The following is a 15,466-nucleotide window of genomic DNA, read 5'->3' as shown; positions in this document are numbered from 1 at the left end:
GAGAAGTCCGATGACCACACGACCGCCTCTCGTCCGGGAGGGCACGGCATCCGCCGGGGCCCCGCAGGGTGTCGCCGCGCACGCCGACGTGCTGCGCCTGATCGTCGGCGACCGCCACGTCCTCACCGGCCCCGACCTGCCCCTGCGCTACACGCAGGACCTGTGGGGCAGCGACCGCGTCGGGGTGGCCGGTGTGGTCGTCCGGCCCGGCACCGCCGAGGAGGTGGCCCTGGTCCTGCGCTACTGCCACGACCACCACCAGCCGGTCGTCGTGCAGGGCGGCATGACCGGCCTGGTCTCCGGCGGCGTGCCCGCCGCCGACGAGGTCGTGCTCTCCACCGAGCGGCTGACCGCCGTCGGCCCGGTCGACGAGGCCTCCGGCACCGTCTCCGCCGGCGCCGGCGTCACCCTCGCCGCCCTCCAGGAGCACGCCGCCGCGCACGGCCTGATGGTGCCGATCGACATCGCGTCCAAGGACAGCGCGACCATCGGCGGCTGCGTGGCCACCAACGCCGGCGGCGTCAACGTCGTCGGCTACGGCATGACCCGCCGGCACGTCCGCTCGCTGCGCGTCGCCCTCGCCGACGGCACCCTGCTCGACCTCTCCACCGACCTGGTCAAGGACAACGCCGGGTACGACCTCAAGCAGCTCTTCGTCGGCAGCGAGGGCACCCTCGGGGTCGTCGTCTCCGCGACCCTCGCGCTGCTCCCGGCACCCACCGGCCGCACCGGCGCGTTCTGCGCGGTCGCCGACGTGGACGCCGCGCTGCGCCTGCTCGGCGCGCTGCGCAGCCGGCTGCCCGGGGCGCTCACCGCCTTCGAGGTCGTCTGGGCCGACGCGTACGCGGTGCTCGACGGCACCGGCGTGCGGCTGCCGCTGCCGCTCGGCCACCCGCTGTACGTGCTGGCGGAGTGCCGCACCACCCGGCCCGACGACGAGGCGGCCTTCCTGGAGTGCCTGGACGACCTCGCCGACGAGCTCGTCGACTCGGCGGTCGCCTCCTCCGCCGCCGACCTCAAGGCGTTCTGGCAGGCCCGCGAGCGGATCCCGTCCGAGGTGCTGCGGATGCAGCCGCTGTTCGGCTTCGACGTGAGCGTGCCCGCCCGGGAGCTGACGGCGTGCCTGGAGACCGTCGGCGAGCGGCTGCGCGCCGAGTGGCCGCAGGTGCGCCTGCTGGTCTTCGGCCACCTCGGCGACGACAACGTGCACATCGCGGTCGCCACCGGCGAGAGGACCCGGGAGCGCAAGCCCGAGGTGGAGCACATCGTCTACGCGGCGGTGTCGGCGTGCGGCGGCTCCATCTCGGCCGAGCACGGCATCGGCTTCGAGAAGCGCGAGTACCTCGGCTACACCCGGTCCGCGGGCGAGCTGGAGCTGATGCGCACCCTGAAGGCGGCCCTCGACCCGCGCGGTGTCCTCAACCGCGGCCGGGTCCTGCCGTGGGACACGGAGGCGGCACGATGACGACCGCCGAGACCGCCCCGGAGTCCGGCACGGGCCGCCGCGGGCTGACCCGCTGGCAGGCGATCCCGCTGGCGATCGGGTCGATCGCCGGCTCCGGCATCCTCTTCCTGCCGTCGGCGGTGTACGCCCGGGCGGGCCACAACAGCCTGCTGGTGTGGGCGCTGTCGACGCTGCTGTGCCTGCCGATGCTGCTGATGTTCGACGACATGGTGCGCAGCAACCCGGACGGCCGCGGCATCGAGGCGTTCATCCGGGCCGGGCTGGGCGACATGTTCGGCCGCTGCGTGCCGGTGATGTTCATCGCGCTGGTGATCGTGGGCCTGCCGTCCGGGGCGTTCGTCGCGGGCCGGTACGTGGCGCGCACCTTCGAGGTCGGCCGGACGGTGACCGTCGTGGTCGCGATCGCGGTGCTGCTCGCCGCGGTGCTGGTCAACCTGGCGGGCGGGCGGGCCAGCACCCGGGTGCAGACGGCCGCCACCTGGGGGCTGGTGCTGGTGGCGACCGTGCTGCTGGTGTCGGCGGTGCCGTCGGCCCGGGAGGGCCTGCACACGGTGGCGCCGGGCACCCAGCAGCTCGGGGTGGTGCTGCCGGGGGTGATCCTCGCCTTCTGGGCCTTCGCGGGCTTCGAGAACCTGACCTTCCTCGCCCGGGAGTTCCGCAACCCGGAGCGCGACTTCCTGCCGGTCAGTGCGGTGGCGCTGGCGGTGTACGGGGTGTTCACCATCCTGCTGACGGTCGCGATCGCGGTGACGGTGCCGCGCGCCGACGTCGACCAGGTGGTGGGGCTGCTGCAGCTCGCCTCGGTGGTCGGCTACGGCAAGATCATCATCTGGGCGGTCACCTTCATCGCGTGCAGCGCGATGCTGCTCAACGCCGTCGCCTGGGTCTGGGGCGCCTCCCAGATGGTGCGGGACGCCGCCGACAACGGCATGCTGCCGCGGGCCTTCGCCGTCCTCGACGGCCGCGGCACCCCGCGCCGCGCCCTCGCCCTGCTCGTGGCGCTGTTCTCGGCGACCTCGGTGCTGCTGAGCCTGCGGCCCGCCCTCGTCATCGACACCACCGCGACGGCCAGCGCGATCTTCATGCTGCTGTACGTCCTGAGCATCATCTCCTACCTGCGGGTGCGCGGCCTGACCGTCCGTTCGGGGCTCAACCTGCTGCTGCTGGTCGTCATCGCGGTCAGCCTGGTGCAGTCCCGCTGGCAGGCGCTGTACGGCGTGCTGGCACTGCTCGCAGCACTCGGCGTCCAGGTGGTGCAGCGCCGCCGGGCCGCCCGCACCACCGGCACCACCGCACCGGAACCCGCCGGCACCGCCGCACCGGAACCCGTCGACGCCCACGGGCACGGCCCGGAAGGAAGCCCCCGATGACCCCGACCACGGCCGCCACGGCCCCCGCCACGCCTCCCGCTCCCGCCCCCGCCGCAGAGTCCGTCTTCGTCCGCATCCCCGCCCTCGCCGCGAAGTACGGCGCCGTCAACCTCGCGCAGGGCGTGTTCGACCACGGCCCCGACCGGGCCCTGCTCGACGCCCTCGCCGCCCTCGGCGACGGCACCGAGCACCAGTACGCGCCCAGCGCCGGGCACCCGCTGCTGCGCGCCGCCCTCGCCGGGTACCTGCGCCTGCACGAGGGCACGCCCGTCGACCCGGACACCGAGGTCACCGTCACCGTCGGCGCCACCGAGGCCCTGCACTGCGTGATCGGCGCACTCGTCTCACCGGGCGACGAGGTCGTCCTCGTCGAACCCGCCTACGAGCAGTACGCCCCCGCCGTGCACTCCGCGGGCGGCACCACCCGGGCGCTGCGGCTCGCCGGCCCCGACGACCGCATCGACGCCGGTGCCCTCGCCCGGGTGGTCACCCCGGCCACCCGCGCGGTGATCGTGAACACCCCGTGGAACCCGCTCGGCCGCAGCCTCGACGCCGACGAGTGGCGGGCCGTCGCCGACCTCACCCGCCGCGGCATCGTGATCGTCTCCGACGAGACCTACGAGCACCTCAACCTCGACGGCACCCCGCACACCGGCGTGCTCGCCGCGGTCGCCGACCCCGAACTGCGGGTGAAGATCTCCTCCGTCTCCAAGAGCTTCGCCGCGACCGGCTGGCGGATCGGCTGGGCCGTGGCCGGCCCGGAACTGACCCGGCGCATCCGCGCCGTCCACCAGTTCGTCACCTTCTGCCCGCCCACCCCGCTGCAGATCGCCGTCGCCGCGGTGCTGGAGGCGCCCGGCACCCCGGCCGTCCTGGAGCGCAGGGCCCGCGACCTGCGGGCCCGGGTGGACGGCTTCGTCGCCGACCTCCGCGCGATGGGCCTGCCCGCCACCGCACCCGGCAACGGCTTCTTCGTCCTCGCCGACGTCGGCGAGGACGCCGAACGCTGGTGCGACCGCACCATCGCCGAGGCCCGGGTCGCCGCCCTGCCGATGTCCGTCTTCTACGCCGACCCGCCGGCCGCCATGGCCACCACCGTCCGCTTCGCCGTCTGCAAACGGCAGGAGACCCTCGACGAGGCCGTACGGCGGCTCCGCCGCCACCTCACCTGAAGGAGGAGACCGATGGCCACCACCGCACGCACCGCCGGGCCCGCCCCCGCCCCGCCGCCACCCGGCGGCACCCTCCGCTGCACCTGCCGCTCCGGCGCCACGGTCTGGCTGACCGGCCCGCCCGGCCCGCGCAAGGCCGCCCTCGCCCGCGCCGTCCGCGACGAACTCCGCGGCCGCGGACGGCGCGTCGAGGTGCTGTACGGCGACGAGCCGCCGCACCTGCCGCTCGCCGGACCGGCACCCCGCACCGCCGACGCCGACGCCGACCGCCTGCGGATCGGCCTCGCCGCCGAGACCCTCGCCCGCAACGACGTCACCGTGCTGGCCCTCGCCCCGGGACCGCACCCGCACGGCGCCGACCCCGTGCGGGCCCGCCACGACGCCGCCGACGTGCCGTACCTGGAGGTGCAGGTCGGCCGCGGCACGGCCCCCGCCGCCGGCCCCGCGGCCCACGTCGACGTCGCCGGGCAGGACACCCCCGCAGCGGCCGCGGCCCTGCTGCACCTGATGACCGAACGGGGCCTGGTGTGAGCGCCCGCCGTGCAGGGACGCGCACGGCGCACGCGCTCCCCGCAGTGCCCCCCTCGCCTGTCCGGCCCACCCCGCCCGTCCGGCCCGTCCGGCCCGTGGAACGCCGCTGTCGCGGTCGGGGAGGCCGCCCGCAGGGACGGCCATGAGCACCGCCCGGCCGGTCGAGGACCTCGACCTGGCCGTCGAACTGGTCAACAGCGCCTGCCCGCTGGCCGACCCCGCGGACCGGCTGGCCGACCTCTCGCACCTGCGGCAGCGGTTCACCGAACTCGGCGAGCACCGGCTGGCGCAGGAGACCACGGCGCACGACCTGCCGTCGCTGCGCCTGCTCCGCGACCGCCTGCGCGGAGTGTTCGGCGCCGGCACCGCCACCGAGGCCGCCCTGCTGCTCAACGGCCTGCTCCGCGAGGCGGCGGCCGTCCCGCAGCTCACCACCGCCGCCGACGGCACGGCCCGCCTCGCCTGGGGGGCCGACCGCTCCGGCTACCCCGCGGTGGCGGCCCGACTGCCGGGCGCGCTCGTGGAGTTCGTCACGGCACAGGGTGTCCGCCGGCTGGGCCGCTGCGCAGCCGGCCCCTGCGCCTGCGTCTTCGTCGACCGCACCCGCCCGGGCAACCGGCGCTACTGCTGCGACCAGTGCACCGACCGGGCCTCCGCCGCCGCCTACCGCGGCCGGCGCAGGGCCCACTGACGACCCCGACCCCACCCCCGCCCCCGCCGACGGCACGGGCACCAGCCCCCGCCCCCCTCACAGAAAGGCCCACGGACCATGACCGTTCCCAGTCTGGAGAGCACCACCGCCGTCGTCCTCGCGGACGTGGCCCTGATCATCGGAGTGGCGCACCTCTTCGGCCGGCTCGCCCGCCGCCTGCGCCAGCCCCCGGTCGTCGGCGAGATCGTCGCCGGACTCGCCCTCGGACCCAGTCTGCTCGGGCTGCTGCCGGGCAACCCGACGGACGTGCTCTTCCCGGTGCACGTCAGGCCGTTCCTGCACGTGCTGGCGCAGTTCGGCCTGGTGCTCTTCATGTTCGGCATCGGCTACCGGCTGGAGGCCTCGCACGTCCGCGGCAGCGGCCGGCAGATCACCCTCGTCTCGCTCAGCTCGGTGGCGCTGCCGTTCGTGCTCGGCGCGGGCCTCGCCTACCTGCTCTACCCCTGGTACGACCACGGCTTCCTGCACTCCACCGGGCCGCTCGGGCCCGCGGTGTTCCTCGGTGCCGCGATGTCGATCACCGCGTTCCCCGTGCTGGCCCGGATCATCAACGACCGCGGCATGCACCGCGAACGGCTCGGCGGCATCGCCCTGACCTGCGCCTCCCTGCAGGACGCCCTCGCCTGGTGCCTGCTCGCCGCGGCGGTGGCCGTGGTCACCGCCGACCGGCCGCAGTCGCTGCTCGTCCTCGCCGCCGAGGCCGCGGCCTTCGTGCTGGTGCTGCGCTACGCCGTCCGGCCGCTGCTGGAGCGGCTGCTGTCGTCCACCGACCGGTGGTCGGGCGGCGCGGCCGCCGCGTACCCGGTGCTGATGGCCGGTCTGCTGCTCAGCGCCTGGTGCACCTCGGTGATCGGGCTGCACGCGGTGCTCGGCGCGTTCGCCTTCGGCGCGGTGGTGCCGCGCGGCCGTCTGGAGGCGATCGCCCCGCAGGTGCCCGAGCGCATCGACCAGACCGGTTCGCTGCTCCTGCCGGTCTTCTTCACCCTCACCGGCCTGTCGGTCGACTTCAGCGGGCTCGGCGTGCACGGTGCCGTCGCCCTGGGGGCGATCATCGTCGTGGCCTGCGTCGGCAAGTTCGCCGGGGCGACCGTCTCGGCCCGGCTCACCGGCTTCGACCGGGGCGACGCGCTGCGGCTGGGCGTGCTTCTCAACGCCCGCGGCCTGACCGAGCTCATCATCCTCAACGTCGGCCTGTCGCTGCACGTCATCGACCGGCGGATGTTCACCGCGATGGTGATCATGGCCCTGGTCACCACCGTCATGACGGGCCCCCTGCTCGACGCCGTCCAGAAGCGCCACCCCTCCGCCGTACCGCTGCCGCCGAAGGCGCCGCCGGTGCCCACCGGGGCCGCGGCGTCCGCCACCGCGGCGCGCGGCTGAGCGGGGCGCCGCCCGGGCGCGCAGGGTCAGGGCGCCCGTCCGGTGTGCGCCGGCGGCCGGGCCGGACGGTCCCGGTCGGCGGCCGACCCGGGCCCGGGGGCTCCGGTCAGCAGAGCGCCTGGGCCGCGTCCAGGGCCGGCAGCAGGTCCATGTGCAGACCGCCGCCGCCCTGGGCGTCCGCCCACACCGGCAGCGGCGCCGGATAACCGGCGTCCTGCGCAGGCCCGTTCAGGCCGTACTCGGTACCGCCCGACTCGAAGGTCAGCAGACCTCCCGTACGGCAGTTCAGCGTGCCCGACGTCACCGTGAACGGCCACGGCGACACCGTGGACGCCGAGACCTCCCGGCTGTGCTCCTCACCGCCCAGCGCCCACCAGCCCACGCCGCCCGCGACCAGCAGCCCGCCGACCACGGCGTACACCACCTTGTTCCTGGACCGCGACACCGCCCGATCCGCCGTCATCTCCAAGCCAGCCATCAGGCCCTCCTCGGTAGGGCGCTCAGCGTAGGGGCGGAGTGATCGACTGACCAGACATCGCGCACAGTTCGTTTTCGCCATGATCACACAGGGCCGCCCCCGCACCGCGACACCGGCCGCACCGCGGTGACCTGCGGCCCACCCGCCACCCGGCGGTACGTCCGCGACCGACACCCGCGGCACAGCGCCTGCACCCCGGCCAAGCCCGGGAAGCGACGGACCGGCTCCGCGCCTCTGCCGGCCCGGGCCGCCGCCGAGCCGGAAGCGATCGCACTCACAAAATCTTTACTGTGCACGTTCCGTGTGCGCTCGGGGGCACTAGGCTTCGTGCACCCCGGCATCGCGGGGCCTGCGGCCTGCATCAGCGGCCGCAGAGCGGCCGACGGCGCCCGGATCCCGGCTCCGGAATCGGCCCGGCACAGTGGGGGACATCCGTGCAGGACATGGTCAAGGGTTCCAACGTGGGACTGGCCGCACTGGGTGGGAACACCGACTCCCTCGTGGTGAGCCTGGGTTGGAACAGTCCCGGCGGGGACGGGGACGCAGACGTCTCGGTCCTCCTCCTCACCGCGGACGGCAAGGTGCGGAGCAACGCCGACTTCTACTTCTACAACAACCCCACCGCGGCCGACGGAAGTGTGGAGCTGCTCGGCCAGACGCCGACCGAACACGGCACGGAGGACCGCATCCGGCTCGACCTCACGGCCGTGCCCGACGGGATCGAGCGCCTCGTGGTCGCAGCCAGCCGGCACCAGCGCGGAGAATTCGGCCAGCTGGAGGATCTGCGACTGCAACTCGCCGACGGCGGCGGCGAGTCGCTCCTCGGCTTCTCCATCACCGATGCCGGGCGCGAGAGCGCCTTCGTGTTCGGGGAGATCTACCGGCGGAACGCGGAGTGGAAGTTCCGGGCCGTCGGCCAGGGCTACGACACCGGACTCGCCGGGCTCGCCACCGACTTCGGCATCGACATCGACGAGGACGACGCGGACGCCGAAGCCGAGGCGGATGCCACGGCCCCGGAGCCCAGGGGATCCGACGCCCCGACGGCCCCGGCCGACGCACCCGCCGGGGCCGTCGTCCCGGCGGAGGCCTCGGCCCCACCCGCCCTGCCGCAGGCACCGGAACCGGCCCAGGCCCAGACCCCGGTGGACGCCACCGCCCCACCACCGGCGCCCAAGCGGCTGCGCACGGCGAGGAAGAAGGTGACGCTGCCGAAGGTGCAGAAGCCCTCCCTCGCCGAGAACGACGGCTGGCGTTCGGCACGCCTCTTCCCCGCCACGACGCTCAAGAGCGACCGGGAGCGCGAGCTCCGCGCGACCTCCGTCCTCCTGTCGGTCATGGCACAGGTGCCGGAGTTCGGCCGCCGGCTCACCGCGGCCTTCGGAGCGCCGGCCGGACGGATGGAGACCTTCACCGAGGTGACGCTGCCCCACGGCGACACGCCCCGGCGGCCGGACGGCGTCATCCGCGTGGAGCGGGCCGGGCGGCTCTGGACGGCCCTGGTGGAGAGCAAGACCAACGGCAACCCGCTGCGCACCGAACAGGTCCAGGACTACATGGACATCGCAGCACGCCGCGGCTACGAGGTGGTCCTGACGATCTCCAACGACGTGGCCCTGGAGGGCAGTCCGCTCGTCCCGGTGAAGATCGACGGGCGCCGACGGCACAAAGTGGCTCTCCGGCACCTGTCCTGGGCCGAGGTCGCCTACCAGGCGAAGATGCTGATCCGCCACGAGGGCGTGGGCAACCCCGCCCACGCATGGCTGCTGCAGGAGCTCCTGCACTACCTCCAGCACGAGAACTCCGGCTGCCACGGCTTCCAGAACATGGGCCCGGCCTGGGTGCCTGTACGCAAGGGCATCGACGACGAGACACTGTGCCGCGGCGACGACCGCGCCAGGCAGGTCGTGGAGAGCTGGGAACGGCTCATCCGACAGGTCTGCCTCCAGCTCGGCGGGGAACTCGGCGTCAAGGTGCTGCCCGTCCAGCGGTCACGGCGCGGCGAGGACCCGGGACTCCGACGGGCGGCCCTCGCCGACGGGCTCTGCGAGGACGGCCGGCTGCAGGCCGAGATCAAGATCGACGACTCGGTCGGCACCGTCGCCATCACCGCGGACCTGCGGGTGGGGCGCCTGCGGACGTCCGTCGAGATCCCGGCCCCGGAGCAGGGCTACCCGCTGTCCTGGGCCAAACGACTCGTCCGGCAGCTCGCGGAGGCCCCGGCCGACCTGCACGTCGAGACACTGACGGACGGCCCGGGGCCCGGGCCGCGGGGCACCCTGGAGCGGCTCCGGCCCGAGCCCGGCGATCTCCTCCCGAAGGATGCCGCGCAGATCACGGGCTTCCGGCTCTCGCTCTCCAAGAGCACGGGGAGCAGCCGGGGCAACGCCGAGACCGGCTTCATCCGCAGCGTCGACGCCGCGGTCGAGCGCTTCCACAGCGGGGTGCTCGCCCACCTCGACACCCGCATGGCCCGACGGGGGCAGCCGGCCGCCGTCAGGACGACGCCGACGACGGTCTGACGGCGGCCCGCCCGGGCACCCTCCGCTACGGGTGCCCGGGCGGGCGGACGTCGCGGCGCATGCAGACGCGTGGCCAGCGGTCCAGGCCGTGGTCCGCCTCCCGTCGGCGGACCTCCCGCAGGTCGGGTCCGAGTTCGGCGTCGGCAAGCAGGCGGAAGCCGCAGCGCTCGTAGTACGGTGCGTTCCACGGGACTTCGGCGAACGTGGTGAGGGTCAGCGCGGGCAGGCCGTCGGCGGCCGCCAGGCCGGCGAGACGGTCCAGCAGCGCCCGGCCGACCCCCCGGCGCGCTGCCGACGGGTGCACCGAGACCTGCTCCACGTGGAGGCAGCCGTCGACGGTCTCCGCGAGGAGGTAGGCGACCGGCGTGTCCGCGTCGTCCGCGGCGACCCAGGCCGCCCCGGCCTGCGCGTACCGGGACAACTCCGCGACGGTGAACGGCTCGTCGTCCGCGATCTCCGGCATGCCGATGGCACGGAACGCCTCACCCGCCGCCCGCTCGATGTCCTGGAGCAGCGGCAGGTCGGCCGGGCGTGCGGCGCGGATGTGCATCCGGCCATCGTGCCACCCGGGCGCCGCCTCGGCGGGCTCACGGTGGCGCGGCCGCCGGTCAGCGGATGTCGCCCTGCCAGTCCCACCGCAGCGGGTCGCCGTCCCGCGGGGCGTAGCGGGCCCGGCCGCCGGGGCCGTGGGCGCCGAGTTCGGTGCGCAGGGCCGCCCCCTGGGCCAGTTCGGCGGGGCTCCGGCCCGTCACGTCGAGGAAGAGGCCGTCGAGCGGGCCCGCCACGAGCTCGCGGTAGACGTGCCCGGGCCTCGGGTTGGGGTCGTCGTAGTCGGCGCCGTACACGCGGCCGCGCAGAAGTTCCTCGTCCATGCCGGTCAGCATCGCAACCGGCACCGACAATGCCGCGCGGAACGCCGGGGCACCGGAACGCCGGGGGCGCAGGTGCACGCGGCCGCCTCACCGTCCGGCGGGCACCCTGCGCCGCCGCGGTGCGCGCCGGGCCGGGCCGACGAGGTCCTGGCGCTCGTCCTCGGTGAGACCGCCCCACACCCCGTAGCGCTCCTTGACGTGCAGCGCGTGCGCCAGGCACGCCTCGCGGACGGGGCAGCCCCCGCACACCGCCTTCGCCGCCCGTTCACGGCCGTCGTGGGCACGGCCGCGTTCCCCGGACGGGTGGAAGAAGAGGCTGCTGTCGAGCGAGCGGCAGGCCGCGTGGAGCTGCCAGTTCCAGTGGTGCTCGAAGGCTCCGGGCAGGCGCGAGACGGGGTCCATCGGTGTTCGTCCTCCGCGGTCGGGTGTGCGTACGGTGCGCCCCGGCCGGGCGCGCCGGGTACCGGGTTCGGGGCAGCGCCTGCCCGGCCGTACGGCGAACATGCGGGTGCACAGGGTCGGTGGTCGTGACGGCCCGTCCGTCGGTCACCGCCGGCGGACGGGCCGTCACGAAAACCGGGTGCGGCCGCCCTTCGCCCGTCCCTACACTCACCGGCAGAGCGCACCGCACCGCCCAGGACCGCGGCGCGCACCGTGACCCAGCCGAGGAGGGACGTGCCGTGCAGGACCGCATCGCCGCCGTCGCCTCGCTGTCGCGCCACGAGGTGATCCTGGTGTCTCCGTCCGCCCGGTGCACGCTGCGCGGCCTGCACCGGATGTCCGTGACGAACGCCTGAGGCCCGTCGGCCCCACCGGGGACCGCACCGGGAGCCCTTCGGGACCGGAGGTCCCGCGAGGTCCCGCGAGGTCCCCGGCAGGCCTCCGACCGCGCCCTCTCCCGAGCAGGGGCACGTCCCCGCGCGGCAGGGCCGCGCCGTTCCGTCCGGCAATCGCGCCGCCCCTTTCCCGGATCCCCCGAAAGGCCACGGGCCGTGCGCACCGACCTTCACCGCCAGCTCACCACCACCACTGCCACTGCTGCTGCGAGCACCGTCCGCAACCTGGGCATCCTCGCCCACGTGGACGCCGGCAAGACGACCGTCACCGAGCGGATCCTCTACCTCACGGGTGCCACCCACAAGCGCGGCGAGGTGCACGACGGCACGACCGTCACCGACTTCGACCCGCAGGAGCGCGACCGCGGCATCACCATCTTCGCCGCGGCCGTCAGCTGCAGCTGGGACGGCCACCGGATCAACCTGATCGACACCCCGGGCCACGTCGACTTCTCCGACGAGGTGGAGCGCTCGCTGCGCGTGCTCGACGGCGCGGTGGCGGTGTTCGACGCCGTGGCCGGCGTCGAGCCGCAGAGCGAGTCGGTGTGGCGCCAGGCCGACCGGCACGGCGTGCCGCGGATCGCGTTCGTCAACAAGCTCGACCGTGCGGGTGCCGACCTCGACGCGGCCGTCGCCTCGATCCGGGAGCGCCTGCACCCGGTGCCGCTCGCGGTGCAGCTGCCGATCGGCAGCGAGGACGGCTTCACCGGCGTCGTCGACCTGCTGCGCATGCGGGCCCTGGTCTGGGCGGACGGCCTGGACACGTACACCGAGGGCGAGGTGCCCGACGGGCTGCGCGAGGAGGCCGTCCGGCGCCGCCGCGTGCTGGAGGAGGCCGCGGCCGAGCTGCACCCGCTCGCGCTGGAGGAGTTCTGCACCCGGGGGACGCTCTCCGCGGGCACCCTGGCCGGGGCGCTGCGCGACCTCACCCGCACGGGCGAGGCCGTGGTCGTGCTCTGCGGCTCCGCCTACCGCAACCGCGGGATCGAGCCGCTGCTGGAGGCCGTCGTGGCCTACCTGCCGTCGCCCCGGGACGTGCCGCCGGTGCGCGGCACCGCCGACGGCACCCCGGGCGGTGCGGTGCAGGAGCGCGCCGCCGACCCGGCGGCACCGTTCGCCGGGCTGGTGTTCAAGGTCAACTCGACGGCCACCGGCCGGCTGACGTACGTCCGGGTGTACGCCGGGACCGTCCGGAAGGGGGACGTGGTGCTGGACGCCGTGGCACGGCGCACCGAGCGCATCGGGCGGATCCTGCGGGTGCAGGCCGACCGGCACGCCGAGGTGGACGCCGCCGTGGCGGGCGACATCGTCGCGGTGATCGGGCTGAAGGCGGCCCGGGCCGGCGCGACGCTCTGCGCCCCGGCCGCACCGCTGGTGCTCGAACCGCCTTCGGTGGCCGACCCGGTGGTCTCCGTCGCGGTGGAGGCGGCGCGGAGCACCGACACCGACCGGCTGGCGTCCGCGCTGGCCCGGCTGGTGGAGGAGGATCCGTCGCTGTCGGTCCGGACGGACCGCGAGACGGGCCAGACCGTGCTGTCCGGCATGGGCGAACTGCACCTGGAGGTCGCGGTGGAGAAGATCCGCCGCGCCCACGGGCTGGAGGTCGGGGTGGGCCGGCCGCAGGTCTCGTACCGGGAGACGGTCGCCCGGGGCGTGTCGGGCCTGGTCTACCGGCACGTCAAGCAGGACGGCGGCGCCGGGCAGTTCGCCCACGTGGTGCTCGACGTCGAGCCGATGGCGGCGGCGGAGGGCGCCGGCGCGGACGAGGGCCGGGAACGGTTCGCCTTCGCGTCCGTCGTCGTCGGCGGCCGGGTGCCGAAGGAGTACGTGCAGGCGGTGGAGGCGGGCTGCCGGGACGCGCTGGCGGAGGGTCCGCTGGGCGGCCACCCGGTGACCGGGCTGCGGGTGACGCTGACCGACGGCGCCACGCACAGCAAGGACTCCTCGGAGATGGCGTTCCGCACGGCCGGGCGGCTCGCGCTGCGCGAGGCGCTGCGGGCGTGCGCGATGCAGCTCCTGGAGCCGGTCGTCGAGGTGACGGCCACCGTGCCGGACGACGCCGTGGGCGGCGTGCTCGGCGACCTGGCGGCCCGGCGCGGCCGGGTGTCGGGCTCGACGGCGCGGGGCGGCACGGCGGTGGTCACCGCCACCGTGCCGCTGGCCGAGCTGTTCGGCTACGCGACGCGTCTGCGCAGCCGTACGCAGGGGCGCGGCACGTTCACGACCCGGGCCACCGGCTACGCCCCGGCCCCGGGCGCGGTGCCGGCCCGCTAGGTGCACGCACGGGTGCCCCGGCCCGCAGGAGCGCGGGACGGGGCACCCGTGGACGGCCGGGCGGGGGTCAGTCCGCGGTGGCGATCAGCGGTTCGAGCATCACGTCGGGCTTGGCGCGCTGGAAGGAGTTGAGGTGCCACTTGTCGGCGAAGACGGCGAGCAGCACGTCGTCGGAGCGGCGGGTGAGCACCTCGGCCTGGGTGAGGCGGTCCTTGCCGAGCACCTCGGCGCCCTTCGGGTCGGTGACCCGCGCGAGCCGGTACGGCAGGTGGTCGAGGGTGATCGGCGAGGAGAACTCGTGCTCCATGCGGTGCAGCACGACGTCGAACTGCATCGGGCCGACGGCCGCCATGACGGGCGCCTGGTCGCCGCGCCGGTCGGAGGTCAGCACCTGGACGACGCCCTCCTCGTCGAGCTGCGAGACACCCTTGCGGAACTGCTTGGAGCGGCTGATGTCCTTCGGCCGGGCGACCGCGAAGTACTCCGGGGCGAAGGCCGGCAGCCCGGGGAACTCGGCCTTCCGGCCGGAGTAGAGGGTGTCGCCGACGCGCAGTGCGGCCGCGTTGATCAGGCCGACGACGTCGCCGGGGTAGGCGGTGTCGACGACGGTGCGCTCGGCACCGAAGACGGTGTGCGCGTACTTGGTGGTGAGGGAGCGGCCGCTCGCGGCACGGGTGACGTTCATGCCGCGCTCGAAGACGCCGGAGACGACCCGGACGAAGGCGATCCGGTCGCGGTGGGCCGGGTCCATGTTCGCCTGGATCTTGAAGACGAGGCCGGAGAAGTCCTCGCCGACCTCGCGGTCGCCGCCCTTGGCCAGCGGACGCGGGCCGGGGGCCGGCGCGAGGTCGACCACGGCGTCGAGCAGCAGCTTCACACCGATGTTGGTGAGCGCCGCACCGAAGAAGACCGGCGTGATCTTGCCGGACTCGAACGCCTCGCGGTCGTAGCCGGGACCGGAGGAGAGCACGAGCTCCAGCTCCTCCAGCGCGGTCTGCCAGTCCTCGCCCTCCTGCTCGGTGGCCTGCTCCGCGGTGAGCTTCTCCTCGATCGCGGCGTGCGTACCAGCCGGCACCTTGGTGTAGCGCAGCATCTGGTCGGTGTTCTCGGCCTCGACGAGCCCGCGGAGGTTGCCCGCGTTGCCGACCGGCCAGACCACCGGCACGGGGGTGATGCCGAGGTGCGTCTCGATGTCCTCCAGCAGGGTGAGCGCCTCGCGGCCGCGGCGGTCCCACTTGTTGATGAAGGTGATCACCGGGACGCCGCGGTGGCGGCAGACCGCGAAGAGCTTGCGGGTCTGCTCCTCCAGGCCCTTGGCGGCGTCGACCAGCATGATCGCGCAGTCGACGGCGGCGAGCACCCGGTAGGTGTCCTCGGAGAAGTCCGCGTGGCCGGGGGTGTCGACGAGGTTCATCACGTGGCCGCGGTGGCCGAACTGCAGGGCGGCCGAGGTCACCGAGATGCCGCGCTCGCGCTCCAGCTCCATCCAGTCGCTCGTCACGCCGCGCCGCCCGCCCTTGGCGTGCACCGCGCCGGCCGAGGTGATCGCGCGGGCGTGCAGCGCCAGCGCCTCGGTGAGGGTGGACTTGCCGGCGTCCGGGTGGCTGATCACGGCGAAGGTCCGGCGGCGGCCGGCTTCGTTGAGGACCTGCAGGACGGGGATCGACTGTTCGCTGCTCACGTGTTCCTCGGGTAGGCGGGCATCGGGCCGGTGACGCCGCTCCGCACCTGCCGGGCCGGGCCGTCGATTATCGGGCCGAAGGGCAATTCTAGCCAGCCCGGCCTGCTTTCCCCGAACGGGACGGATCGCGCACCACCGGCAGCCGCCTCCGGGGGCGGGGCGGGGCCGGGGCA

General features: G+C 74.8%; 13 protein-coding genes. 8 read left to right on the top strand and 5 right to left on the bottom strand.

Annotation, left to right across the window (positions count from 1 at the left end; translation table 11 throughout):
* Positions 1 to 10 precede the first annotated feature (10 nt).
* From SNE206_RS32950 to SNE206_RS32925, 6 genes are all read left to right on the top strand, one after another.
* Positions 11 to 1,465 (top strand): FAD-binding oxidoreductase, encoded by a 1,455-nt coding sequence (locus SNE206_RS32950; RefSeq protein ID WP_407917211.1) that lies wholly within the window; start codon positions 11 to 13, stop codon positions 1,463 to 1,465.
* Positions 1,462 to 2,835 carry an APC family permease gene (locus SNE206_RS32945; RefSeq protein WP_407917210.1) on the top strand — a complete coding sequence of 458 codons (1,374 nt, stop codon included), beginning with the start codon at positions 1,462 to 1,464 and terminating at the stop codon, positions 2,833 to 2,835. Before SNE206_RS32950 ends, SNE206_RS32945 begins: the two co-directional genes overlap by 4 nt.
* Entirely contained in the window at positions 2,832 to 4,007 is a 1,176-nt protein-coding gene (locus SNE206_RS32940) for a pyridoxal phosphate-dependent aminotransferase (RefSeq protein ID WP_407917209.1), read from the top strand. Before SNE206_RS32945 ends, SNE206_RS32940 begins: the two co-directional genes overlap by 4 nt.
* A 12-nt stretch (positions 4,008 to 4,019) precedes the next feature.
* Positions 4,020 to 4,538 (top strand): adenylyl-sulfate kinase, encoded by a 519-nt coding sequence (locus SNE206_RS32935; protein ID WP_407917208.1) that lies wholly within the window; start codon positions 4,020 to 4,022, stop codon positions 4,536 to 4,538.
* A gap of 142 nt (positions 4,539 to 4,680) precedes the next feature.
* On the top strand, positions 4,681 to 5,229 hold the full coding sequence (locus SNE206_RS32930; RefSeq protein WP_407917207.1) for a CGNR zinc finger domain-containing protein: 549 nt from the start codon (positions 4,681 to 4,683) through the stop codon (positions 5,227 to 5,229).
* A gap of 78 nt (positions 5,230 to 5,307) precedes the next feature.
* Positions 5,308 to 6,630, top strand: a complete 1,323-nt coding sequence (locus SNE206_RS32925) for a cation:proton antiporter (protein WP_407917206.1) — start codon at positions 5,308 to 5,310, stop codon at positions 6,628 to 6,630.
* Positions 6,631 to 6,736: 106 nt separating this feature from the next.
* Here the strand turns inward: SNE206_RS32925 and SNE206_RS32920 are convergent, their stop codons facing one another.
* On the bottom strand, positions 6,737 to 7,108 hold the full coding sequence (locus SNE206_RS32920) for a hypothetical protein (protein WP_407917205.1): 372 nt from the start codon (positions 7,106 to 7,108) through the stop codon (positions 6,737 to 6,739).
* A gap of 443 nt (positions 7,109 to 7,551) precedes the next feature.
* Between SNE206_RS32920 and SNE206_RS32915 the strand changes: the two genes are divergently transcribed.
* Positions 7,552 to 9,630 (top strand): TerD family protein, encoded by a 2,079-nt coding sequence (locus tag SNE206_RS32915; RefSeq protein WP_407917239.1) that lies wholly within the window; start codon positions 7,552 to 7,554, stop codon positions 9,628 to 9,630.
* A gap of 25 nt (positions 9,631 to 9,655) precedes the next feature.
* On the opposite strand, the gene SNE206_RS32910 is transcribed toward SNE206_RS32915, so the two are convergent.
* From SNE206_RS32910 to SNE206_RS32900, 3 genes are all read right to left on the bottom strand, one after another.
* The gene (locus SNE206_RS32910; RefSeq protein ID WP_407917204.1) at positions 9,656 to 10,180 is read right to left on the bottom strand and encodes a GNAT family N-acetyltransferase; all 525 of its coding nucleotides are present in this window, start codon (positions 10,178 to 10,180) and stop codon (positions 9,656 to 9,658) included.
* A gap of 58 nt (positions 10,181 to 10,238) precedes the next feature.
* Entirely contained in the window at positions 10,239 to 10,502 is a 264-nt protein-coding gene (locus SNE206_RS32905) for a hypothetical protein (protein ID WP_407917203.1), read from the bottom strand.
* Between the two features lie 87 nt (positions 10,503 to 10,589).
* Complete coding sequence (locus SNE206_RS32900) at positions 10,590 to 10,904, bottom strand: WhiB family transcriptional regulator (protein WP_407917202.1); 315 nt, start codon at positions 10,902 to 10,904, stop codon at positions 10,590 to 10,592.
* A 590-nt stretch (positions 10,905 to 11,494) separates the two neighbouring features.
* Here SNE206_RS32900 and fusA point away from each other — a divergent pair.
* The gene (fusA, locus tag SNE206_RS32895) at positions 11,495 to 13,612 is read left to right on the top strand and encodes an elongation factor G (protein WP_407917201.1); all 2,118 of its coding nucleotides are present in this window, start codon (positions 11,495 to 11,497) and stop codon (positions 13,610 to 13,612) included.
* Between the two features lie 67 nt (positions 13,613 to 13,679).
* Here fusA and SNE206_RS32890 read toward each other — a convergent pair whose 3' ends face one another.
* Complete coding sequence (locus SNE206_RS32890) at positions 13,680 to 15,293, bottom strand: peptide chain release factor 3 (protein WP_407917200.1); 1,614 nt, start codon at positions 15,291 to 15,293, stop codon at positions 13,680 to 13,682.
* Between the last annotated feature and the right edge of the window lie 173 nt (positions 15,294 to 15,466).

It is taken from the genome of Kitasatospora sp. NE20-6, from assembly GCF_045862635.1.
Note: the sequence above shows the minus strand (reverse complement) of the source record. Positions and strands in the feature narration are given on the sequence as shown.

Bases quoted from the DNA above. Each gene is read 5' to 3' on its own strand.
- SNE206_RS32950 (WP_407917211.1), top strand. From the start codon at position 11: ATGACCACACGACCGCCTCTCGTCCGGGAGGGCACGGCATCCGCCGGG.
- SNE206_RS32945 (WP_407917210.1), top strand. From the start codon at position 1,462: ATGACGACCGCCGAGACCGCCCCGGAGTCCGGCACGGGCCGCCGCGGG.
- SNE206_RS32940 (WP_407917209.1), top strand. From the start codon at position 2,832: ATGACCCCGACCACGGCCGCCACGGCCCCCGCCACGCCTCCCGCTCCC.
- SNE206_RS32935 (WP_407917208.1), top strand. From the start codon at position 4,020: ATGGCCACCACCGCACGCACCGCCGGGCCCGCCCCCGCCCCGCCGCCA.
- SNE206_RS32930 (WP_407917207.1), top strand. From the start codon at position 4,681: ATGAGCACCGCCCGGCCGGTCGAGGACCTCGACCTGGCCGTCGAACTG.
- SNE206_RS32925 (WP_407917206.1), top strand. From the start codon at position 5,308: ATGACCGTTCCCAGTCTGGAGAGCACCACCGCCGTCGTCCTCGCGGAC.
- SNE206_RS32920 (WP_407917205.1), bottom strand. From the start codon at position 7,108: ATGGCTGGCTTGGAGATGACGGCGGATCGGGCGGTGTCGCGGTCCAGG.
- SNE206_RS32915 (WP_407917239.1), top strand. From the start codon at position 7,552: ATGGTCAAGGGTTCCAACGTGGGACTGGCCGCACTGGGTGGGAACACC.
- SNE206_RS32910 (WP_407917204.1), bottom strand. From the start codon at position 10,180: ATGCACATCCGCGCCGCACGCCCGGCCGACCTGCCGCTGCTCCAGGAC.
- SNE206_RS32905 (WP_407917203.1), bottom strand. From the start codon at position 10,502: ATGGACGAGGAACTTCTGCGCGGCCGCGTGTACGGCGCCGACTACGAC.
- SNE206_RS32900 (WP_407917202.1), bottom strand. From the start codon at position 10,904: ATGGACCCCGTCTCGCGCCTGCCCGGAGCCTTCGAGCACCACTGGAAC.